The organism is Pseudomonas sp. DF11 (assembly GCF_058148565.1).
In genome coordinates, this window is sequence record NZ_JBYVYN010000001.1 from 1,333,360 (window position 1) to 1,355,745 (window position 22,386).

A 22,386-nucleotide genomic window follows, 5' to 3' on the forward strand; every position below is an offset into this window, starting at 1 on the left:
AAGGCCCGATTCCACTTGAATTGCCAACAGTGACAACTGTCATTTTGCTGACACGCTTTCCTGAAGCTGCGCTATACCCCTCTAAACAGTTTCATCCGAGTTACATCATTCGGTCTGCGAGGCGCGCCAAGAATGGACGTGAGCGTATTTGGTACGGGGTATGTCGGGTTGATCCAGGCGGCCGCAATGGCCGACGTCGGACACCGCGTTTTGTGCATCGATATCGACCCGAACAAAATCCGGCAACTGCAACAAGCCGTGCCGACCATCAGCGAACCGGGCCTGTCCAGTTTGCTCGAAGACACCATCAAGTCCGGACGCTTGTCGTTCAGTTCCCAGGCCAGCGACGCGGTCAATCATGGCGAGCTGATTTTCATCGCCGTCGGTACCCCTGCCGATGAAGACGGCTCGGCTGACCTGAGCCATGTGCTGGCCGTCACCCGGCAAATCGCCGACTTCATGGACAGCGACCGCACCCTGGTCATCAAGTCCACGGTGCCAGTGGGCACCGCCGACAAAGTGGCCGAATGCGCCCGCCAGGCGTTGGCGCGGCGGGGCCTGAAAAAGCTGAATGTGCGCGTGGTGTCCAACCCCGAGTTCCTCAAGGAAGGCAGCGCCCTGGCCGATTGCATGCGCCCGGACCGGATCATCGTCGGCACCGCCGACCCGCTGGCCCGCGACCAGATGACCGAGCTCTACGCGCCCTTTTGCCGCAACCACGAAAAACTGATGTTCATGGACAACCGCAGCGCCGAACTGACCAAGTACGCCGCCAATGCCATGCTCGCCACCCGCATCAGCTTCATGAACGAACTGGCCAACCTCACCGAACGGCTGGGCGCGGACATCGAAGCGGTGCGCAAGGGCATCGGTTCGGACCCGCGCATCGGTTATCACTTCATCTACCCTGGCTGCGGTTTCGGCGGCTCGTGCTTTCCCAAGGACCTGCGGGCCTTGCTGCACACCGCCGAACAAAGCGGCATGCCATTGCGCTTGCTGCGCAGCGTCACCGACGTCAACGACAGCCAGCGGCACATCCTGTTCGAGAAACTGGCCAAGCAGTTCCCCGACGGCCTGGCCGGCAAATCGATTGCCATCTGGGGCCTGGCGTTCAAGCCCAACACCGATGACATGCGCGAAGCCCCCAGCCGCTACCTGATGGAAGCGCTGTGGCGCGAAGGCGCCCGGGTCCAGGCCTATGACCCGGAAGCCATGTCCGAATGCCGTCGCCTCTACGGCTATCGCAAAGACCTGAACCTTTGCGCCACCCGCGACGACACCCTGGAAGACGCCGATGCCCTGGTGATCTGCACCGAGTGGAAGAATTTTCGCGTGGTGGACTTCGACCTGCTGGCCAGCAAGTTGCGCGCCCGGGTGATCATCGATGGTCGCAACCTGTACAACCCCGACCACCTGGCCGCCGCCGGGCTGTTGTATCGCGGCATCGGGCTGCGGCATACCGTGCCGGGTACCTCGACATCAGGGCCACAAGCGTGAACATCCTGGTCACCGGCGCGGCCGGCTTCATCGGTGCCCACGTTGTGTTGCGACTGCTGCGCGACGGCCATCGGGTGTGCGGGCTGGACAATTTCAACGACTACTACGACCCCCAGCTCAAGCACGACCGCGTGACCTGGGTGAAAGATCAGGCCGGCGAATTCCCCCTGGCGCGGATCGACCTGACCGACGCGCCGGCCATCGACGAGCTGTTCCAGGCCCGGCGCCCGGACGTGGTGATTCACCTCGCGGCCCAGGCGGGTGTGCGCTACTCCCTGGAAAACCCGCAGGCCTATGTCGACAGCAACATCACCGGGTTCCTGAACATCCTGGAAAGCTGCCGTCGCTATCCGGTCAGGCACCTGATCTACGCCTCCTCAAGTTCCGTGTACGGCGCCAACCCGCGCACGCCTTATTCGGTGCAGGATAACGTCGATCATCCGCTGTCGCTGTACGCGGCCAGCAAAAAAGCCAACGAGCTCATGGCCCACAGCTACAGCCACCTGTTCGGCATTCCTTGCACCGGCCTGCGGTTCTTCACGGTGTATGGCCCTTGGGGCCGGCCGGACATGTCACCGATCCAGTTTGCCCGCGCCATCATCGAAGACCGTGTGCTGCAACTGTTCAACCACGGCGAGCACCAACGCGACTTCACCTACGTCGACGACATCGTCGAAAGCATCGCCCGCCTGATCGCCCATGCGCCCCAGGTCACGCCGCTGCTGGATCACGAACAACCGGGCCCGGCCACCAGCCGCGCGCCCTGGCGGATCTACAACATCGGCGGACAGCACCCGGTGGCGCTGCGCACCTATGTCGCGCTGCTGGAAAAACACCTGGGACGCACCGCCCGCGTCGAGTTGCTGCCCCTGCAAGCAGGCGATGTGCTCAACACCTGCGCCGATGCCAGCGACCTGGCAAAGACCACCGGTTTCAAACCGTGCATCGAACTGGACGACGGCCTGGGCCGTTTCATCCAGTGGTTCCTCGATTACTACGCACGGCCTGCCCACGCGCCGCTCGCGGCTGAACACTTGCGGCCCAACCTCAGCGGAGGAATCCATGACCCGACATGAGCAAGTCATCGAGATCAACGCCCCTGGACGCGACAAGCGTGTCGATCCCGACCACCGCAGGCGCCTTGACGCGGCCATCCACCGCCAGGGCCGTGGTTGGTTGACCGGTCGCGACGGCGGCCGGCCCTGGACGGTCTCGCGCACCAACCGCGTAGTGGCCAGCCTCGGCGCCCTGGCGATCCTGCTGGTGCTCTGCCCACTGCTGCTGGGCCTGGCGCTGCTGGTCAAGTTCTCCAGCCCCGGCCCCGTGCTGTTCGTGCAAAAGCGCACCGGTTATCGCGGCCGGGTCTTCGGCATGTACAAGTTTCGCACCATGGTCGCCGACGCCGAGGCCCTCAAGGAGTCGCTGCGCCACCTCAACAAACACGGCGCCGATGCCATCGATTTCAAGATCGACAACGACCCACGCATCACGCCCATCGGCCGGTTCCTGCGCCGTAGCAGCCTCGACGAACTGCCGAACCTGATCAATGTAGTAACCGGCGACATGCGCCTGGTGGGCCCACGGCCGACCTCGTTCAACGCCTATCGCTACAAGGACAACCATCTTGTGCGCCTGAGCATCTACCCCGGCATGACCGGCCTGTGGCAGATCTCCGGGCGCAGCAATATCGACTTCGACCAGCGCGTGGAATTGGACCTCAGCTATATCGCTGAACAGAGCCTGTGGCTGGATTTGAAGATCCTGATGATTACCCCCTTCAAAGTTTTCAGCGGCCACGGAGCGAGTTAAATGGACGGTTCAACCAACATTCTGACCATAGCCAGCCCGAGCGAGACCAACCTGACCTCGACCGTGCTTGATCCTTCCCTGCGGATACTGCTCTTGACGGCCGCCAACACCGGCACAGGCACCAGCACCAGCGCCATGGCGCTCGCCGCGCAACTGGCGCAGATGAGCAACGGCCGCGTACTGCTGGTGGATGCCAGCCAGTCACCGCGCAACCTCAGCCAGCAGCTGTCGTTGCACAAGGAACGCGGTTTTACCGACCTGCTGTTCAACAGCCTCGCCCCGCCCTTGTTGCAGGACTGCGTGGTGCAGACGTCCAGCCTGCCCTTCGATGTGCTGCCCCATGGTCGCCTGGGCCGCAATGCCGAACGCCTGAGCCCCGAGCAACTGCGTCCGCTGTTCAGGCAACTGGCGACGCAATACCGCTTTGTGGTGATCGACGCCGACGCGGTGTATTCGGCCTGCGACACGCTGGTACTCAGTACCCAGGTGGACGGCGTGGTGCTGGTGGTGCGCGGTGAAGACACGCGCTGGGAAGTGGCCCAGGCCGCTCGCCAGCGTCTGTCCCAGGCCGGCGCGAAAGTGGTCGGCAGCGTGTTCAACCGCCGCAAGTACTACATGCCCAAGTGGCTCTACAACAACCTGTAAGCCTGCAAAAGGATGACGAGATGAACGCCAGAATGCTTGTCCTGCTGTTGCTGCCGCTTGCCGGTTGCTCCAGCACCTCAGACACCCGCTCGATGCCGGTACAGATCCTCACGGCTGCGCCGGCCAACGCCCAGGCCACCGACATGCCCAAGGTCGAACAGACCCTGCGGCCCCAGGATGTGCTGGATGTGATCTTTCATATCAGCACTACCGGGCCCCAGGCCTACCGGGTGCAGGCGGGCGACCAGGTGGCACTGAACTTCACCGCCGCCAGCCAGCTCAACGGCACGCAACAGGTGATGCCCGACGGCACTATCGAACTGCCAGGGGCCAACACCTCGGTGAAAGTCGCCGGGCTGACCACCGATGAGGCGCGCCTGGCGGTGCAGCGCGCCTATGACCAGAAAATGCTGTTCCAGCCCAACCGCAACCAATTGACCGTAATGGTGACCAGTCCGCTGTCCGACGAGACGAACCTGCGCAACACCCTGACCCACCCGGCGACGGGTATGAGCCGGGAGATCATCGTGGGCAGGGATGGTTACGCCAGCTTCCCGGAAATCGGCTCGGTGCCGTTGCAGGGCATGACCGTTACCCAGCTGGAGACCTTCCTCAACGAGCGCTACGCCCAACTGCCCGGCCACATGACCGTGGACGTGCTGCTCAAGTCCACCGCCGGCAACGAGATCTATGTCCTCGGTGAAGTGGCCCAACCCGGTTCCTATCCGATCCGCCGGCCGATCTCCGTCCTCGAGGCGCTGACCCTGGCCCGTGGCACCAACGTCAAGGCAAGGCTCGACTCGGTGGTCATCATGCGCCGCAACGGCAATCTGGTTGAAGCCCGCCACTACGACGTGGAGAAGGCCTTGAGCGGAGACGCCTCGCAGATCGCCTACCTGCAACCGGAAGACATGCTTTACGTGCCCAAGACCAAGCTAGCCAGCGCCGGCGAACTGGCCAGGCAACTGGCCGACGTGGTGCTGTTCCAGGGCGTTGGGGTCAGCTTCGGCTACCGCCTCGACAACAAAAGCAGCAACAGCAACTGACCCAGGTGCCCGATCATGAACCCCAAGGAAAACTATCTGCATGAGTTCTTCAGGATCTTCTTCGCCAACAAGCAGTGGGTGAAGCGCGTCTTCCTGATCTTCGCCGTGATCGCCCTGGTGCTGCCGTTGATGCTCAAGCAGAGCTTCGACATCACCGCCCAGGTGATCGTCCAGTCGAAAAAACTCTCCCAGGGCGACGCCACCACGTCGCTGAACCAGGAGAACGCGACCTTCATTCCACCGTCCCTGGCGGATATGGAAACCGAGAGCAATATCCTGCGCTCGCCCGCGTTGATTCGGCAGACCATCGCCACCCTGCGCGACCAGGGCGAATACACACCCAGCCCGGGCATCTTCAACAAGTGGGTGAGCGACCCCTTCAAGCGTTACATCACCACACCACTGCGCGAGTACGTCATCAACCCGCTGCGCGATGGCCTGGGGCTGGAGGTCGATCCGGTGCGCGACACCGTGCTCGATTCGCTGACCGACGAGGCCATCGAAAACCTGAAGATCGAGACTCTGCCCGGCTCCAACGTCATCTCCATCGTCTACAGCTTCGGCGACCCGGCCCAAGGCACCCGGTTCGTGGCACAACTGCTGCAGAACTACCTGTCTGGCCGCCAGGACCTGCAATCGATCGAGTTGCCGCAGACCTTCTATGAACAGAAGAAAAGCCAGTACCAGACTCGCCTCGACGGCCTGGAAGGCACCCGGCTGAGCCTGCTTGAAAACATCGGCTCGTCCGATCCCAAGGAAGAAATCACCTTCCGCCTGAACGCTATCAACACCGAAGAGCAGGCCCTGAACCTTTACCAGGATCGCCTGCTGCAAAGCCAACGCTGGCTCGATTACCTCAAGACCAGCCTGGCGGCGGCGAACAGCTCGCGGTTCAACGACTACACCTTCCCGTTCACCTTCACCACCACCGTGGACAACATCGCTTTCGAAGACCGGGAGATCAAACAACTCGGCGAGCAACTGACCGGCCAGGTCAGCCGCTACATGAATGACCTGGCGATCTTCCAGCCCGGCAGCGAACCGATGCTGCTGGCCCGGGAACAGATCGTCCGCACGCGCCAGCAGTTCCTCAAGGTAGTGAGCAACCGGATTCAGGAACGTACCACCGACCTGGCCGTTGTCAGCTCGGTGATCAATCAGAAGATCGAACGCATCGCCGCCTTCAAGGAGCGCATCCATCAATTGCAGGAAACCCAGAGCAAGCTGCGGCAGATGGACACCGAGATCAACGCCCTGCACGCGGCGTTCTCTACCTATGCCCAGCGGTTCGCCGAAGCCAGCACCGCGCGCTCGCTGGATAACGACCTGTCCAACGCCCGGGTCCTGAGCCCGCCGTTCGAACCGACCGCCCCGGCTTTTCCCAAGCCGATGCTGATCATTGCCTTCGGCATGTTCAGCGGCCTGCTGCTGTCGATTGCCTTGGTCTATGTGCGTGAGTTCTTCGACCATCGCTTCAAGCATCCAGCACAAATCACCCAACAACTGGATGTGCCAGTGCTGTTGGTGATCAATGAGCAGTCCCCTGACCAGGTCAACCCGCACCCCAACTGGAGCCTGCCCAGCCTTGTCCATTGGGTGCGAAATTGAACGCGCCGTTCGGCCCGATCCGCCACAGCAGCCCCCTGTCGATCATTCATCTGCTCGACAGCGGCGGCTTCTATGGGGCCGAGCGGATGCTGCTCGATCATTGCCTGGCGACGCCCGGGCAGCACCAAGTGCTGTTCCTGGCAGCGCCACCAACCTTGATCACGCGTTTTCGCCAGGCCGGGGTCGACTGCCATCATTGCGCCAGCTGGGCCGAGCTGTTGCAGCACTTGCGCCAGCGACGGGACGAACGACCGCTGATCAACACCCACAACTTCAAGGGGCTGTTGTTCGGTTGGTCCGCCGCCACGCTGCTGCGCCTGCCGCTGGTGATCACCCAGCATGGCTTCACACCGCGCAGTCCCAAGCAGCGTTTCTATACCTGGTTGAGCCTGCAACTGTGCCGCACCGCCTCGGTCAAGCGGGTCGTCTGCGTGGCCGAGAGCATCGCCACACTGCACCGCCGGGCCAGCGTGCGGGCGGAAAAACTCGACGTCATCCCCAATGGCCTGCCAGCACCCAGCACGCCATTGGCCCATCGCGCCGACAAGCAACGCTGGCGGGTTGGCTACGTCGGCCGCTTGAGCCGAGAGAAAGGCCCGGACCTGTTCCTCGACGCCATGATCCCGCTGTGCCAGCGGCATTCATCGCTGCACGCGGTGATGCTCGGCGACGGCCCGGAGCGCCAGGCCCTGCTCAAGCGCATCACCGACGCCGGCTTGCCGACGCGCATCGAACTGCCCGGTTACCAGACCGACATGAATGCCTGGTGGAGCCGTCTCGACGCCCTGGTGATCAGCTCACGCACCGAAGGCACCCCGATGATTCTGCTCGAAGCCATGCAGGCCGGCGTGCCGGTGGTGGCGTTCGGCGTCGGCGGTATTCCCGACGTGGTGCAGGACCGTCATAACGGCCTGCTCGCGGCACCGGCCAACAGCGTAGAACTGGCGGCGCAGATCGAAACGCTGTTCAGCGAACCGCCCCTGGCGCGGATCCTGGCCGACAACGCGCGCCGCACCCAACAGGACCGCTATGACCTGCGCACGCTGGCCGAACGCTGGTCGCAGCTTTACATCCGCACGGCACGGGAGGCTCGTCCATGATTGTCCCGCTCTCGATCGTCAGTCTGCTGGGCCTGGTATGCCTGGCATTGCTGGCCAGCCCTTATCCGTTCCTGGCACCGGGGGCGGTGTTGGGCCTGGTGGGGGTTGCCATGCTGTACCGCAAACCCAGTTGGGGTTTGCTGGGCATCGCCGCGCTGGTGCCGTTCGAAGGCCTGTTCAAGGACAACGTCTTTTCCGGCAGCAAATTCTTTGGCCTGGCACTGATCCTGATCCTGATGTTGCAACTGGCCGTGCACCAGATTCCCGGGACGCGCCTTCGCAGCAATATCTGGCGGCCGCTGATCGGCTTCATGCTGTTGTATGGCCTGAGTCTGTTGCTATCGCAGAACATGGACCTGTCTCTGACGCATTTCCGCGAACTGTCGGTGGGCCTGATTCTGTTCGTGATTACCCTGCTGATCGGTCGCGAGCTGAACCTGGACCTGTTCTGCCGACTGATGACCCTGAGCGTCACCACCACCTGCGTGCTGGCGATGTTTTCGGCCAAATACCAGGACCGCGGCCGCGCCTCCGGCATGCTGGAGGACCCGAACGTCTTTGCCCTGTTGATTGCCTTCACCATACCGCTGGCGCTGCTGTTGGTGCTGCGTAGCACGAACCTGCTCTATCGGCTGTTCTGGGGCGGTTGTTTCATCTTGCTGCTGGGCGGCATGACCAAGACCGAATCGCGCTCGGGACTGGTGGTGTTGCTGATCAGCCTGATGATCGGCTTGTATCACTATCGCGCACAGCTACCGCGCATCCGCCCACGGCACCTGGGCTTCGCCATGCTCGGGTTGGCGCTGATGGTCCCCTTGGCGATCGTGGTGATGCCGGCCGGCTACGTGGCCCGCATCCAGTCCTTGAGCATCCTCAGCGCTGGCACCAACGCCTACCAGGACGAATCCCTGGGCCGGCGTGCCTCGTACATCGTGGTCGGCAGCCAGATGATCCGCGAGAACCCGGTGCTGGGCACAGGCCCGGGCACCTTTCCCCTGCACTACGCGCCCACCGGCTACGCCAAGGCGTTCTCGGCCAATCGCAAGCTGGGGGACCTGTATCGCCGGGCCCATAACACCTATCTGGAAATCTTCAGCGAAATCGGCGTCCCGGGCGGGCTGATGTTCGTCGGCATGCTCGGCCTTGGCCTGTACAACCTGGTGCGCGCCCGCCAGCTCTGGTTGCAACGACGGGACTGGGCGCAGGCGGACCTGCTGACGCACCTGGGCATGAGTTTCCTGTCGCTGGCGTTGTTCCTGATGTTTCTCAGTGCACCGAACCACAAGTTGCTGTGGATCATGCTCGCCCTCACCAGCGTGTTGCGCTACGACGCCGAACAGGCCGCGCCACAGGAGGCTCGCCCATGAGTCGCGTCAGCATCGTCATCCCGATGTACAACGAGGCCCGGCACATCGGCCGTACACTGCAGGCGGCCCAGGAAGCCGCCCGCCAAGCACAGTTGGAATGTGAGTTGATCGTGGTGGACAACGGCTCCGACGACCACGGCCCGCGCATCGCCAACGAACTGGGAGCACGGGTGCTGATCGTGCCCGGCGTGCACATCGGCGCCCTGCGCAATCGCGGCGCCGCCGTCGCCCACGGCGAATGGCTGGCGTTCATCGACGCCGACATCGAAATGCCGGCCGACTGGCTCAAGCTGCTGCTGGAACTCGAAGGCCACCAGGGCGACGTACTGGGCCTGGATCTCGACACCCCCCGGCAGGCGCCGTGGTTCGCCGAAGCCTGGCAACGCCGGAGCCAACGTCCCTGCTCGCGTCTTTTGCACCGGGTGCAGTGGCTGCCCAGTGCCAACCTGTTGATGCGCCGTAGCTGGTTCGAACGAGTCGGTGGTTTCGACGAAACCCTGCGCACTGGCGAAGACAAGGATTTCTCCTTGCGCCTGCGCCAGGCCGACGCGCAATTGCTGCTGGTCAATGAAAGCGTCGCCCTGCATTGGGGCTACGAGGGCAGTTGGCGCGAGTGGATGAGCAAGGAACTGTGGCGCCAGGGCAGCCATCTGCAATTGCTCCGCAGCCATGGCCCAAGCCTGCGCCTGCTGCGCTTCCCGGCGCTGTCCGTGGGCGCCTGGGGCTTGGACCTGCTGGCATTGCTCGCGCTGCTCCAGGGGCAGTGGCGCCTGGCACTGATGCTGTTGCTGGTTACCGCGCTGCCGCCCTTGTTCCTGAGCCTGCGCCAGAGCCGGCGCGACCCGCGCCTTACCTTGCAGTTGTGGACCTTGCATGGGGTGCGCCTGCACCTGACCGGTGCCGCGCTGCTGCTCAACCTGTGTCATTGGAACGTCAGGAGACCTGCCCGTGGCTGAATTCATTTACTGGTCATGCCTGTTGCTGCCGGCTTACGCCTACCTCGGTTATCCCTTGATGTTGAGCCTGCTGGTGCCGCTGTTTCCGCTGCGGCGCTATGGCAAGGCGTTGCCGATGGACGTCAGCATTATCATTGCCGCCCACAACGAGGCCCGGCACATCGAAGAGAAACTGCGCACTTTGCTGGCCCAGGATTATCCGGCGCACTCACTGCAAATCATCCTCGCCAGCGACGGCTCCACCGACGACACGGTGGCCTGCGCACGCAAGGTGATCGATCCGCGCATCACCGTGCTCGACCTGCCGCGCCAGGGCAAGGCCGCCGCCCTCAATACCGGTGTGGCCCACAGCAGCGGCGAGATCCTGGTGTTCACCGACGCCGACAACCAATGGGCCAGCGACACTCTCGGCCATCTGCTGGCGCCGCTGGGCGATCCGGAAGTCGGCGCAAGTGCCGGACACATGGAAATCCCGGTGCCGGGCAAAGGCCTGAGCCTGGGCGACAGTCTGTATCGGCATTACGAAGGCTGGCTGCGCCAGGTGGAGAGCCGCACCGGGTGCATGGTCTCGGCCGACGGTGCGCTGCTGGCCCTGCGCCGGGTGCTGTTCCAACCGATACCGGCCCAGGTCAACGATGATTTTTTCCTCAGCACCTGCGCGCCGGCCGCTGGCAAGGCCATCGTCTATGCACCGCTGGCCCGTGTCACCGACCAAGGCGTGGACGAGGCCGACAAACAGTTCCGTCGGCGCCAACGGGTCACCGTCGGCGGGTTGCAGAGCCTGGCCCAGCGCCGGGGACTGCTCAACCCGCTGCATCATGGGCTCTACGCCATCGGGCTGATCAGCCACAAATTGATCCGCCGTCTCGCGCCAGTGCTGTTGCTGCCGCTGTTGCTCAGCAATGTGTGGTTGTGGGACGACCACGGGTTCTACCGCCTGAGCCTGGTCGGGCAACTGCTCGGCTACACCATGGCGCTGGTCGGGTTGCTGGACGCTGGCCATCGCCTGCCCCGGCCCTTTCGCCTGGCCGCGTTCGTGCTGGTGACATTGGCGGGCATGAGCATCGGCCTGTGGCAGTTCCTGCGGGGCCAGCGCTACAGCCAATGGAATCCGGAACAGAACCGCTGAGGAGGATGGCCGATGTCAATCAAACAGGTCTTCAAGCGCACCGGAGGCTGGCTCTACCTGAATACCTCCCTGGGCCGCGGCCCGTTGCGTGGCGCCGGCGTGATCCTGATGTTGCATCGCGTACTGAACAACGACCGCGCTGCCGAATTGCCCCATCGCAACGAGTTGTGCGTGGGGCCAGAAGCGTTCGAGCATTTGCTGATCTGGCTGCAACGGCATTTCGAGTGCGTGCCGCTGATGAGCTTGTTGCTGGCCGATCCGGAAAGCGTTCCGAACCGCCCACGGGTGGCGTTGACCTTCGATGACGGCTGGCGTGACAACGCCATGAATGCCTTTCCGTTGCTGCGCCAATACCAGGTGCCGGCGAGTATTTTCCTCTCCACCGATTTCATCGGCAGCCGCCAGCACTTCTGGTGGGAAAGCATCGGCGAGACCCTCTGGGGCAGCCACGGCCAGGTGGCGCGGCATGCGTTGATCGAGCACTTGCAGCATGTCGGCCGGCCGCTGCCGGTGATGCTCGATGACATCGATATCGAGCGCCGCAGCCTGTCGCTGTTGCACTACCTGCAAAGTCTCAAGAGCCTCGATCCACGCACTTTGAGCGACCTCACCGAAGCCTGCCCGCAGGGTTCCCAACCCCAGGCCCTGGATTGGCCCCAGGTGCGCATGCTCGAAGATTCCGGCCTGATCCGCTTCGGCCCCCATGGTGCCAGCCACGCGATCCTGACGGGGCTGGACGACCAGCGCCTGCACGAAGAGCTGACACGCAGTTGGATCGCCCTGGAAAACGGCTGCGCCCAACCGCTGCCGGTGTATTGCTACCCCAACGGTGATAACGATGAGCGCGTGCGCCAACAGGTGGCGGCCCACGGTTTTGCGTTCGCCCTCGGCACCGAGGCAGGGCTGTATCGCCACGATGGCGACCCACTGAACCTGCCGCGCTTCGGCGTCAGCCAGCGCAATGCCCATCACCCTGAACTACTGGCCTGGCGCATTCGCCGAGGGGCACGTCCATGAGCCGCGCTCACTATCTCAAGCACCTGGCACTGAGCATGGGCACGAGCTTGGCAATGATCGGCCTGCGGCTGCTGCGCAACGTATTGCTGGCGCGGATCCTGGGGCCCAGCGAACGCGGTCTGTTTGCGCTGTTCAGCACCCTGCCGGACCTGATCAGTGCTGCCACCAGTGGCGGCCTCAATTCCGCCGTCGGTTACCAGGCGGCGCAGCACCGCTCGATGGGTTTGTTGCTCAGTCAGGTGCTGGTCTTCGGTTGCCTGCTGGCGGGGGTATTGACGCTGCTGGTGGTGGCGCTGGTGCGTGAGTTCGGCGCTGAGCTGGACATCACCACGCAACTGGGATTGCTGGCATGGCTGCTGTTGCTGGCGGTGCCGCTGACAGTGCTCAAGAGCGGCCTGTTGACGCTGCACAACGCCTCCGGCGGCGTCGGCGCGTTCAACGCCTTGCGGCTGATGGAGTCCCTGGCACCGCTGCTGTTGTTTATCGCACTGTTCTGGATGTGGAAAGACACAGCGCTGGAAGCGGCGCTGACCAGTTGGCTGGCGGGCCTGAGCCTGGTGGTGCTGACTGGCTGGGTTTGGTTGCGCCGCGATCATGTGTTCACTCTGCACTGGGATCGCGCCGCCCAGAATGAGCTGTTGCGCTACGGCGCCCGCAGCCATCCAGACCTGCTGTTCCAGCAAGTGGTGCTGCGCTCGGATTATCTGTTCATCGGCGCCCTGCTGGGCAGCACGGCGCTGGGGCACTACGCCATGGCCAGCGCGGCGGCCGAACTGCTGCTGATCGTGCCGGAAGCGGTTACAACACCGCTGATGAAACGCCTGTTGCAGCAGGACAGCGACATGAAGCGCCTGACCCCGCTGGCCTTGCGCCTGACCGCGACGGTGATGCTTGGCGCCTGCCTGACCATGGCCCTGATCGGCGAATGGCTGATCGTCACCTTGTTCGGCATCGCCTATCAACCAGCCTACCCGGCGTTGCTGGCGTTGCTGCCGGGACTGTTCGGACTGTGCTATGCGAGCATCCTGCGCCTGGACCTGCTGGGCAAGGACCGTCCCGGTACAGTTTCACTGCTGATGGGAGCCGGTGCGTTGCTGAGCCTGGCGCTGAACCTGATCCTGATCCCGCGCTACGGCATCGTCGGCGCCGCAGCGGCTTCCTCTATCGCTTACCTGGGCATCACCCTGGGGCTGCTGGCAGTGTATTGCCGCCTCAGCGGTGTCGCGTTGTGGCAGACGCTGATCATCTTGCCCAGCGATTTACTGCCGATGCGGCAGATGCTGTTGGGGAAATCCGCGTGAACATCATCGCCAGCCAAACCGCCATCGCGAGCTTGCTCGCGATGGCGCCAGTGCGGCGCATGCTCAAAATGGGTGGCTGTCTGTGTCTGCTGGTCCTGGCAATCTCGGCCCATGGCGCGTCCATGCAATGGACCGGTATCCGCGACGGCAGCCTATACCTGCAAACCGATCACCCGGATTCTGTAACCGTGCGCTGGGTACCCGCCTGGCAAGCAGAAGCCAATAGCGAACACCTGTATCTGCTCGACGGTCAGGGGCGATTAGTGGGTGAACGCCTGGTCGAGGCCGATCAGGTACGAGGCGAGCAGCAGTGGCCCTTGTTGCCAGGCGCAACCAGTTATCGCTTGGAGATTCCCGGTTACAGTTTCCGTCGCTACACGGTTGAACATGACGCGCGCACCCACGCTCTATTCGCCCCGGCAAAGGTGCATTTCAGCGCCGAATCTCACGACGGCGATGAGCTGTATTTCAAAGTGGCAGCCGGCGAACAGGCCGTGCTGGCGGGCAAGTTCCACGGCGGCGTGCGCAGCCTGCTAGTCCGGCGCGTTGCCGACGGCAAGCAGTTGCAACTGAATCTCAAGCCATATCGGGCCTATTGGCAATTCGATCAGGTGGCCCTGCCGGTGGCGGACGTGGATCAAATCTGGCGTCTGCATCTGCAAGGCAACGGCAAGGCAGCGTTCTGGCTGGACGGCACCGCCAACCTGTTCGCCCAGGACCCGGCGCACCTGCAGCCACAGCGCCAGGATCCTGGGCAAACCCACCTGACGCTGCACGACGAGGCGCTCGGCACGACCCCCAAGCTGGGCATATACCTGCCCTACGTATTACTGCCGCCATCCAGCTACGCCGTGCTCGATGCGCTCAAACCCCAGGCGGCCACGAGCTACAGCTTCGTCGATATCATGGCGACCAGGGCGCATTACGAAGATGCCTTCCGACGCTTGCACCAGGACCGCTTCGGCATCAGCCAAGACATGACCCTGCTGGCCGGCAGCCAACGTCAGGCCGATCTGCGCGCCGACCGGACCAGCAACAACGGCTTGCAAGCCTGGCTCGCGTCGACCCGTGCCTTGGGCGGCACAGGCCTCCATTACCTCAGTTTCGCCGATGAGCCGAACCTCAATTACCCAGACTTCGCCAGTTTCCAGCAAGTGTTCCAGAGCATGGCTGCCCAGGTCCGTGCCGATCCAGCCAACGCTCGCGCAGGTGTGCGCATCGCCATACCGGCCAGCTCACGGTTCATCAACGGCCCTCTGGCCGAAAACGCGGCTGACAAGCGCGGAATCGACTGGGCACGGCGCCTGCTCGCGACATCCGCCGATCAGATCGACGCCCTGGCCTGGCATGAATGGATGATCCGCGACCTGCTGGCAACGCGGGTCTATCGCAATAGCGTTCGTCAGGCTGCCCAACTGGTGGGATTGAATAGCCAGGGCCGCCCGCGCAAGGCTTTGCTGTTGGATCAGACCAACATGTCCAGCGGCTCGAGCCTGAGTCCTTACGACCAGGAAACTCACTACGCCGCCCTTTGGTGGACATCGGTGGCGATCAACGCCTCGGCGGATGGTTGGCTCGACATGCTCAACTGGTTCATGCTCGTCGACGAACCTGAGTACCCCAAAGGCATGGTGCGGATGCTGGACAACCAGCGCTTCGAACTCAAGCCCGTGGGCCTGGCCCAGCAGTTCATCCAACAACACTGGCTCGATCAGGTACTGCGCCTGGACAACGACGCGTTTGAAGTCGATGCGCTGGCCATGGCCACCGGGGAGCAACGCAGTCTGCTAGGCGTGAACAAAAGCACGCGAGCCCATCAGGTCAGCCTCGACGGCACGGTTTGCCCGCAGCCAAGGATGACCCTGATGTATTTCGGTGCGGACAACCGCAGCCGCAGCGTTCCGTTTGATTGCAAGGCCGGCCAGGTCGGGTTTCTCCTGCCAGGGGAAACCGTGTTCGCCCTCAGTTGGACAGCCCCGCTTTCCCCCCAACCCGCCACCCGTCAGGAGGCACCATGAACGCTCTGCAAACATTGCGTGATCGCATTCAGAAAAAAGGTCTGCGCGCTGTTCTTAAACAGCTATGCAGACGCTACGTGTTTGTTCATTCCCGACTGGTGTGGCTGGAGCACGATGTGCGGACCCCGCTTCCCCCGCATAACCTCAAGCCCTACCCACCGATGCGCCTGGAGTTCATCACGGTCAGCAATGCCGATGCTTTTGCCCGGCACTTCGGCGACCGCGTCGAAACCATGCGCGAGCTGGCGGCCGAAGGCTACACAGGCTTGATGTACCTGGATGGTCAGGGCGACACCGTGGGTTTCGCCTGGGGCAGTACGCGAGACTATTTCGACCGTCATTTCTATCGTTGCAACTTCCCGATCCAGACTGGCGAGTACTTTCAGTTCGGTGGCGAAATGATCCGTGCCTACTGGGGCTCCAGTATGTCGGCGGACATGCAGTTGGAAATCTGGAAGATCATGGCAGACAAAGGTTGCGACACAATGGTCGATGTCTGCGACTTGCAAAACATCCCGGCGATCAAGATGCATCTGCGCATGGGCTTCCAGGAGCGCGGCAAGATCACCCATGTGTATCGTCTGTTTGGTCACTGGCGGTTTTTCCGCGACACGTTTTACCGCGGCTCGGTGCTGGACGCCTTTCGTAAACCGACCCAGCCTGTCACATCGACCGCGGCGGCCTGATGTCCAGGGCGATCCGGCTCCAATGGTGTGGCTCCCTGCTGCCTCAGCAGCGGGGCAGCTCCCCTTTCGCCCATTCAGCCCCCCAGTCAGGAGGCACCATGAACATTTTGCAAAAATTGCGTGATCGCATTCGGAAAAAAGGTTTGCGTGCCGTCCTGAAACAGGTGTGCAAACATTACGTGTATTTCCACGAGCAACTGGTGTGGATGGAACGCGATCTGGTCAGCCCGATACGGCCTAACAACCTCAGGCCCTATACGCCGTTGCGCCGGGAGTCCATTACCACCAGCAACGCCGATGCCTTCGCCACTTACTTTGGCGACCGTGTCGAGACCATGCGAGAGCTGGCCGCCGAAGGCTACACCGGGCTCATGTATCTGGACGACAAAGGCGACACCGTCGCTTTTATCTGGGGCAGTACACGGGACTATTACGACCGTCATTTCTTTCGCTGCTGGTTCCCGGTCAAATCGGGTGAGTTCTTCGAGTTCGGCGCCGAGCTGTACCACGCTTACTGGGGAACCCAGCTATCGGTGGATTTCCAACTGGAACTGTGGAAAGCCATGGCCGCCCAAGGCTGCAACAAAGTAGTCGACGTCTGCGAGCTATGGAACGTTCCCGCCGTCAAGATGCACCTGCGAATGAACTTTCAAGAGCGTGGCCAGATTACCCATATGTATCGCTGGTTCGGTCGCTGGCGGTTTTTCCGTGACTCGTTCTACACCGGCTCGATACTGGACTCCTTTCGTCAACCGGCCAAGCCGGTTGCACCCACTGCGGCGGCCTGACGTCCATGACGATCCGCTTCCAATGGTGTCGCTCCCTGGGCGCCGCGGACTTCCCCGTATCAGCTTATGAACAGCTGCGAACCCAGGTGGCCGACGCCACACCATTCAACACCCTAGCCTGGTTGCAAGCGGCAGAATTTGCCCTGTTGCCTGATCAGCAATTGCATGTGCTACTGGGCTGGCAGGACCAGGACTTGTCTCTATGCCTGCCCCTGGTTTCGGGACGTGAGCGTATCGGCGGACTGCGGTTCCGAGTATTGCATCACTTGGGTTACCCCTTGGCCGACCGCATCGCCCTGCTGGCGCGCCTGGACGCCGAAGGCATGGGCCAAGCGCTGATGCAGATCCGTCAGCAAGTACCCCACGCAATGCTGCAACTCAATGAAGTGGTGGAGCCAGTCGGCGAGCAAAGCGTCCTTAGCACCTGGATGGCAATGAGTTCCACCGGAGAGCGGAGGCTCAGTTGCCGGGTTCCGGTGCACCTGATCAGCGACAGCGACCGTCAGGAAATTTCCGGCGATCCACGTTACAAACTACGCCGGGCGCGCAAGCGGATCGCCGCTTGCGGCGCCGAGATCCGCCGAGTGACACCAGACGCTATCAGCGTGGGACAGCTGTTGCGGGCGCTTGCCGATGTCGAGGCCGCCAGTTGGAAAGGCGAGGAAGGTGTCGGGATCTTCGCCAACCCCAGGCGCCGTCAGTGGATGAATCACGCCTTCACCGCCCTCGCCGCCCAAGGCCTGGTGCGGATCGTGATGCTGGAGCTGGACGGCGAATGCATAAGCTATCGCCTCGGTCTGTTGGATCAGGGGCGACTGTATGACTACAACCTGGCGTTCCTGCCGCAGCATGCCAACCTGGGCAGCGGCCGTGTATTGCTCGAAGAGTGGATCCGCTGGGGGCTGGACGAAAACTGGCGGTGGATCGATGCGTCACGGGTCAGTCTCGATAACTCCAGCCATCAATTGCACGAACGCATGACCGGACAACTGGAGCACTGGCGTTGGAGTTTTTATTCGTGGCAACCCGATGGCCTGATCCTCGGGCTCGCCTTGCGGTTCTGGAAAAGCCTTAAACCCTGGCTTCGCAAACACCCGTCCAAAAAAACCACAGCAACAGATTCACCTTCTACCCTTGAGGAAAAGGAGACTTCCCATGCCCCGCCAAGTAATCATCAACGCTGATGACTTCGGACTGTGTTTCAGCGAAAACACGATAATCGTCCGGGCCTTCGAAGCAGGCCTGATCAGTTCCGCTACCATCATGGCCAATACGCCGGGCTTCAAGCAGGCGTGCGTACTGTCCCGACAGCCCCGGCTCAAAGGACGCATCGGCCTGCATTTCAATCTCAGTCATGGGCAGCCGTTGAGCCAGGCCATAAAGTCGTGCCCGGCATTTTGCGATGCGCACGGCCAATTCAACTTCAGCCTGTCACGCTATTGCCTGCGCCTGGGCGCAAAAGACCTCGCGGCAATACAGGACGAACTTCAGGCGCAATGGCAGCGCTGCCTGGATCATGGTTTGCGTCCAAGTCATCTGGACTCCCATCAGCACGTGCACAACATCTGGCCCATCGGAGAATTGGTGGCGCGCTTCGCTGCGCGGCAAGGTGTGCCCATTCGCCTGGCGCGCAACCTCGGGAAAAACCTGACGGTACCCAAGCGCATTTTCAAGACCTTGCTCAACCGCCGCCTGCGTCGTTTATGCGGCGCGACGGCTGACTATGTCTGCACGCCGGCCGACTTGCATCATGCCGCGGCACCGGACCATGGCTTGCTGGAAGTGATTGTGCATCCGGTACTGCTGGATGGGGATTTCGGCGACACCTACCTGGCACCTGGCTGCTCGTTGACCCAGGTGCTGCATCAGTGCCTGGCGGGGGTGCCGAGAGTCGGGTATGGCAAGCCTGAGCGGGCAATTGAGCTGGTCCAGCTTGAGAGTGCGTAATTATCCCTCTGCCATTAAGGCTTTATCTTGTGGGGGAGAAGATTCATTCCCCCCCTAGATCATCTCACCCACCGAAACATACCCGCGCCAGCGAGGCAAGCCGGCCTTGCGTACCGTTCTCGAGCATCTCTTCGTGGTTGCGCCCCCGGCAACCCTGTGTCCGGTCCGTACAAATGCCCCAAAGTGCGCTTCTGACGAATGACAGCCCCAAATTCCTGCGCCACTTCCGGAGAATCTGCTACAAGGCATATTCCGTTTGCAGTAGCGAATTGCACCGATGTCTTCACTCTTACTTTCTCGCCTGAAACGACGCTGGTTGGCCTGGCTGTGCATGAGCGCATTGGTGGTCGGCCTGCCGGTGGGCTGTGCAGTGTTGCAGCATAAGGAACGCGAGCTGGTCTTTCGCATCGAGCCGGGGACGGCGAGCTGGTTCAGTGGACTGCCCAGCGACGTGCAGGAATTCGATCTCAAGCCCAAGAGCTTCAAGGCCGGGGAAAATATCCACGGCTGGTGGTGGCCGGCCGAACGCAAGAATGCGCCGGCCATCCTGTACTTGCATGGCGTGCGTTGGAATCTGACCGGCCAGTTGTTTCGTATCCAGCAACTGAGGGCACTGGGCTATTCGGTGCTGGCGATCGATTACCGTGGTTTTGGCAAAAGCCATGGGGATCTGCCGTCGGAAGCCAGCGTCTATGAAGATGCACGCATCGCCTGGGAACGTCTCAAGGTACTGCAACCGGACCCGGCCCTGCGGCTGATTTATGGTCATTCCCTGGGTGGGGCCGTCGCGGTAGACCTTGCTGCGCAGTTGGGTCAGGAGGCGGCGAAGAATGGCGGCGCCCAGGTCCGAGGCCTGGTCATCGAATCCACCTTCACCTCCTTGGGCGATGTCGCTACCGCGATGGCGAATACGTCCCTACCAGTGCGCTGGTTGTTGTCGCAGAAATTCGACTCCATCGACAAAATCAGCGAGATCAACATGCCGCTGCTGATTGTCCATGGCGCCGCCGACCGCTACGTACCGCCCCGGTTCAGCGAGCAGCTGTTCAACGCCGCCCGGGAGCCCAAGCGTCTGCTGCTGGTGCCCGGCGCGACGCACAACAACAGCATGAGCCTGGCGGGCAAAAGCTACCGGCAAGCATTGGATGCCCTGATGAAAAGCTCACCATCGCCGGTGGCTGGAAACGCCCTGGTCAGCCCGGCCAAGGCAGGCTGATCTCTCTCCCTTCAGATCACCCCCCCCTTGTGGGAGCGGGCTTGCTCGCGAAAGCGTCAGCCCAGTCAACATCGCTGCAACTGACCCGCCGCTATCGCGAGCAGGCTCGCTCCCACAGGGGTTGGCGGTGTGCAAGGAGCTTTGGGTCACCCCAAGACAGACCGTGTGGGAGATGCCCTGATGAAAAGCTCACCATCGCCGGTGGCTGGAAACGCCCTGGTCAGCCCGGCCAAGGCGGGCTGATCTCTCTCCCTTCAGATCACCACCCCCCCTTGTGGGAGCGGGCTTGCTCGCGAAAGCGTCAGCCCAGCCAACGTCGCTGCAACTGACCCGCCGCTATCGCGAGCAGGCTCGCTCCCACAGGGGTTGGCGGTGTGCATGGAGCTTTGGGTCACCCCGAGACAGACCGTGTGGGAGCGAGCCTGCTCGCGATAGCGGTGCAAGCGCAGGCAAAAAAACGGCACCTTTCGGTGCCGTTCGTTTTCACGCGTGGGGCTTTACTTGCGTGCCGCCTCCCATGATTTCAACAGCTCGCTGTAGCTCACCGTTTCACCTTTAGGCTTCTCGTTCGCCAGTTTCGGCTTCGGTGCGCCCGGTTGATCGAACCAGTATTGCGCGTCGCGCTCGGGGTTCATTTTCGGGGCGCAGATGGCTTGGGCCTTGGAGCGTTCCAGACGGGTCATGATCGCGTCCTGGTCCTTGGCCAACCCATCGAGTGCCTGTTGCGGGGTCTTCTCGCCGCTGGCAGCTTCGGCGATGTGGCTCCACCACAGCTGGGCCAGGCGCGGGTAGTCCGGCACGTTGGTCCCGGTCGGGGTCCATTGCACGCGGGCCGGGCTGCGGTAGAACTCCACCAGGCCACCGAGTTTCGGCGCCAGCTCGGTCATCGCCTGGGAGTTGATGTCCGACTCACGAATCGGCGTCAGGCCAACGATGGTCTTCTTCAGCGACACGGTCTTGGACGTCACGAACTGCGCATAGAGCCAGGCGGCGAGTTTCTGTTTCTCAGGCGTGGACTTCATGAATGTCCAGGAACCCACGTCCTGATACCCCAGCTTCATGCCCTCTTCCCAATACGGACCGCGTGGCGAAGGCGCCATGCGCCATTTCGGCGTGCCATCGGCGTTCACCACCGGCAGTCCCGGCTTGGTCATGTCGGCGGTAAACGCGGTGTACCAGAAAATCTGCTGGGCGATGTTGCCTTGGGACGGTACCGGACCTGATTCGGAGAAGGTCATGCCAGCCGCTTCCGGTGGCGCGTACTTCTTCAGCCAGTCCACGTACTTGGTGGTGGCAAACACCGCCGCCGGCCCGTTGGTATCGCCGCCGCGGGTCACGCTGGAACCGACCGGATGGCAGTCTTCGACGCGAATGCCCCACTCGTCCACCGGCAGACCATTGGGCAGGCCTTTGTCGCCGCCGCCAGCCATGGAGAACCAGGCATCGGTGAAGCGCCAGCCCAGGGAGGGGTCTTTCTTGCCGTAGTCCATGTGCCCGTAGACGCGCTTGCCGTCGATCTCCTTGACGTCTTCGGAGAAGAACTTGGCAATGTCCTCGTAGGCCGACCAGTTCACCGGTACACCCAGCTCGTAGCCGTATTTCTCCTTGAACTTGGCCTTCAGTTCCGGACGCTCGAACCAGTCGGCGCGGAACCAGTACAAGTTGGCGAATTGCTGGTCGGGCAGTTGATAGATCTTGCCGTCCGGCGCGGTGGTGAAGGAGATGCCGATGAAGTCCTTGATGTCCAGGGTAGGCGAGGTGAAGTTCTTGCCTTCGTTGGCCATCAGGTCGGTGATCGACTCGGTCTTGCCGTAGCGAAAGTGCGTACCGATCAGGTCCGAGTCGTTGACCCAGCCGTCATAGATGTTCTTGTCCGACTGCATCACCGTCTGCATTTTCTCCACCACGTCGCCTTCTTGCAGAAGGTCATGGGTCAACTGGATCCCGGTGATTTCGGTGAAGGCCTTGGCCAGTACCTTGGACTCGTATTCGTGAGTGGTGAGGGTTTCCGACACCACGTTGATCTTCATACCGCGAAACGGCTCGGATGCCTTGATGAACCATTTGAGTTCTTCAAGCTGCTGGGCGTCCGTCAGGGTCGACGGCTTGAACTCACTGCCGATCCATTTTTTAGCGGCGTCTTCATAGGCGTCGGCCCAGGCCGCAGCACTCAACCCGCTGAGTGCCAGCATGGCTGCCAATGAAACGCTATGTCGCAGCTTATTGTTTTTATTGAACATAGAGACCTCCTGTTTG

General features: G+C 62.2%; 19 protein-coding genes. 18 read left to right on the top strand and 1 reads right to left on the bottom strand.

Going from position 1 to position 22,386, the window contains the following annotated elements:
• The first annotated feature begins 132 nt into the window (after nucleotides 1-132).
• From AC30D9_RS05645 to AC30D9_RS05730, 18 genes are all read left to right on the top strand, one after another.
• Nucleotides 133-1,497, top strand: coding sequence for a UDP-glucose dehydrogenase family protein (locus AC30D9_RS05645; RefSeq protein WP_134925059.1), 1,365 nt, complete (start codon nucleotides 133-135; stop codon nucleotides 1,495-1,497).
• The gene (locus tag AC30D9_RS05650) at nucleotides 1,494-2,573 is read left to right on the top strand and encodes an NAD-dependent epimerase (protein WP_490143622.1); all 1,080 of its coding nucleotides are present in this window, start codon (nucleotides 1,494-1,496) and stop codon (nucleotides 2,571-2,573) included. Before AC30D9_RS05645 ends, AC30D9_RS05650 begins: the two co-directional genes overlap by 4 nt.
• Nucleotides 2,560-3,306 (top strand): sugar transferase, encoded by a 747-nt coding sequence (locus AC30D9_RS05655; protein WP_134925061.1) that lies wholly within the window; start codon nucleotides 2,560-2,562, stop codon nucleotides 3,304-3,306. The genes AC30D9_RS05650 and AC30D9_RS05655 overlap by 14 nt, the downstream gene beginning before the upstream one ends.
• The gene (locus AC30D9_RS05660) at nucleotides 3,307-3,951 is read left to right on the top strand and encodes a CpsD/CapB family tyrosine-protein kinase (protein ID WP_134925062.1); all 645 of its coding nucleotides are present in this window, start codon (nucleotides 3,307-3,309) and stop codon (nucleotides 3,949-3,951) included. It begins immediately after the preceding gene.
• A gap of 20 nt (nucleotides 3,952-3,971) precedes the next feature.
• Entirely contained in the window at nucleotides 3,972-4,997 is a 1,026-nt protein-coding gene (locus AC30D9_RS05665) for a polysaccharide biosynthesis/export family protein (protein WP_307571715.1), read from the top strand.
• A gap of 15 nt (nucleotides 4,998-5,012) precedes the next feature.
• The gene (locus tag AC30D9_RS05670) at nucleotides 5,013-6,605 is read left to right on the top strand and encodes a GumC family protein (protein ID WP_307571714.1); all 1,593 of its coding nucleotides are present in this window, start codon (nucleotides 5,013-5,015) and stop codon (nucleotides 6,603-6,605) included.
• A complete protein-coding gene (locus AC30D9_RS05675; protein ID WP_490143623.1) occupies nucleotides 6,602-7,705 on the top strand; it encodes a glycosyltransferase family 4 protein in 1,104 nt (367 codons plus the stop codon). The genes AC30D9_RS05670 and AC30D9_RS05675 overlap by 4 nt, the downstream gene beginning before the upstream one ends.
• Nucleotides 7,702-9,072, top strand: a complete 1,371-nt coding sequence (locus AC30D9_RS05680) for an O-antigen ligase family protein (RefSeq protein ID WP_490143624.1) — start codon at nucleotides 7,702-7,704, stop codon at nucleotides 9,070-9,072. Before AC30D9_RS05675 ends, AC30D9_RS05680 begins: the two co-directional genes overlap by 4 nt.
• A complete protein-coding gene (locus AC30D9_RS05685; protein ID WP_134925067.1) occupies nucleotides 9,069-10,028 on the top strand; it encodes a glycosyltransferase in 960 nt (319 codons plus the stop codon). Before AC30D9_RS05680 ends, AC30D9_RS05685 begins: the two co-directional genes overlap by 4 nt.
• Entirely contained in the window at nucleotides 10,021-11,157 is a 1,137-nt protein-coding gene (locus AC30D9_RS05690) for a glycosyltransferase family 2 protein (RefSeq protein ID WP_490143625.1), read from the top strand. Before AC30D9_RS05685 ends, AC30D9_RS05690 begins: the two co-directional genes overlap by 8 nt.
• A 12-nt stretch (nucleotides 11,158-11,169) precedes the next feature.
• Nucleotides 11,170-12,174, top strand: a complete 1,005-nt coding sequence (locus tag AC30D9_RS05695) for a polysaccharide deacetylase family protein (protein ID WP_307571709.1) — start codon at nucleotides 11,170-11,172, stop codon at nucleotides 12,172-12,174.
• Entirely contained in the window at nucleotides 12,171-13,475 is a 1,305-nt protein-coding gene (locus AC30D9_RS05700) for a lipopolysaccharide biosynthesis protein (RefSeq protein WP_307571708.1), read from the top strand. Before AC30D9_RS05695 ends, AC30D9_RS05700 begins: the two co-directional genes overlap by 4 nt.
• 68 nt (nucleotides 13,476-13,543) lie before the next feature.
• A complete protein-coding gene (locus AC30D9_RS05705; protein ID WP_490143740.1) occupies nucleotides 13,544-15,493 on the top strand; it encodes a hypothetical protein in 1,950 nt (649 codons plus the stop codon).
• The gene (locus tag AC30D9_RS05710; RefSeq protein ID WP_307571707.1) at nucleotides 15,490-16,179 is read left to right on the top strand and encodes a GNAT family N-acetyltransferase; all 690 of its coding nucleotides are present in this window, start codon (nucleotides 15,490-15,492) and stop codon (nucleotides 16,177-16,179) included. Before AC30D9_RS05705 ends, AC30D9_RS05710 begins: the two co-directional genes overlap by 4 nt.
• A gap of 98 nt (nucleotides 16,180-16,277) precedes the next feature.
• Nucleotides 16,278-16,967, top strand: coding sequence for a GNAT family N-acetyltransferase (locus tag AC30D9_RS05715; protein WP_307571706.1), 690 nt, complete (start codon nucleotides 16,278-16,280; stop codon nucleotides 16,965-16,967).
• Between the two features lie 5 nt (nucleotides 16,968-16,972).
• Nucleotides 16,973-18,151 (top strand): GNAT family N-acetyltransferase, encoded by a 1,179-nt coding sequence (locus AC30D9_RS05720; protein ID WP_490143626.1) that lies wholly within the window; start codon nucleotides 16,973-16,975, stop codon nucleotides 18,149-18,151.
• The gene (locus tag AC30D9_RS05725; protein WP_490143627.1) at nucleotides 18,123-18,914 is read left to right on the top strand and encodes a carbohydrate deacetylase; all 792 of its coding nucleotides are present in this window, start codon (nucleotides 18,123-18,125) and stop codon (nucleotides 18,912-18,914) included. The genes AC30D9_RS05720 and AC30D9_RS05725 overlap by 29 nt, the downstream gene beginning before the upstream one ends.
• Nucleotides 18,915-19,191: 277 nt before the next feature.
• Nucleotides 19,192-20,130 carry an alpha/beta hydrolase gene (locus AC30D9_RS05730; protein ID WP_307571703.1) on the top strand — a complete coding sequence of 313 codons (939 nt, stop codon included), beginning with the start codon at nucleotides 19,192-19,194 and terminating at the stop codon, nucleotides 20,128-20,130.
• Nucleotides 20,131-20,627: 497 nt separating this feature from the next.
• Here the strand turns inward: AC30D9_RS05730 and AC30D9_RS05735 are convergent, their stop codons facing one another.
• The gene (locus AC30D9_RS05735; RefSeq protein WP_490143628.1) at nucleotides 20,628-22,370 is read right to left on the bottom strand and encodes an ABC transporter substrate-binding protein; all 1,743 of its coding nucleotides are present in this window, start codon (nucleotides 22,368-22,370) and stop codon (nucleotides 20,628-20,630) included.
• Between the last annotated feature and the right edge of the window lie 16 nt (nucleotides 22,371-22,386).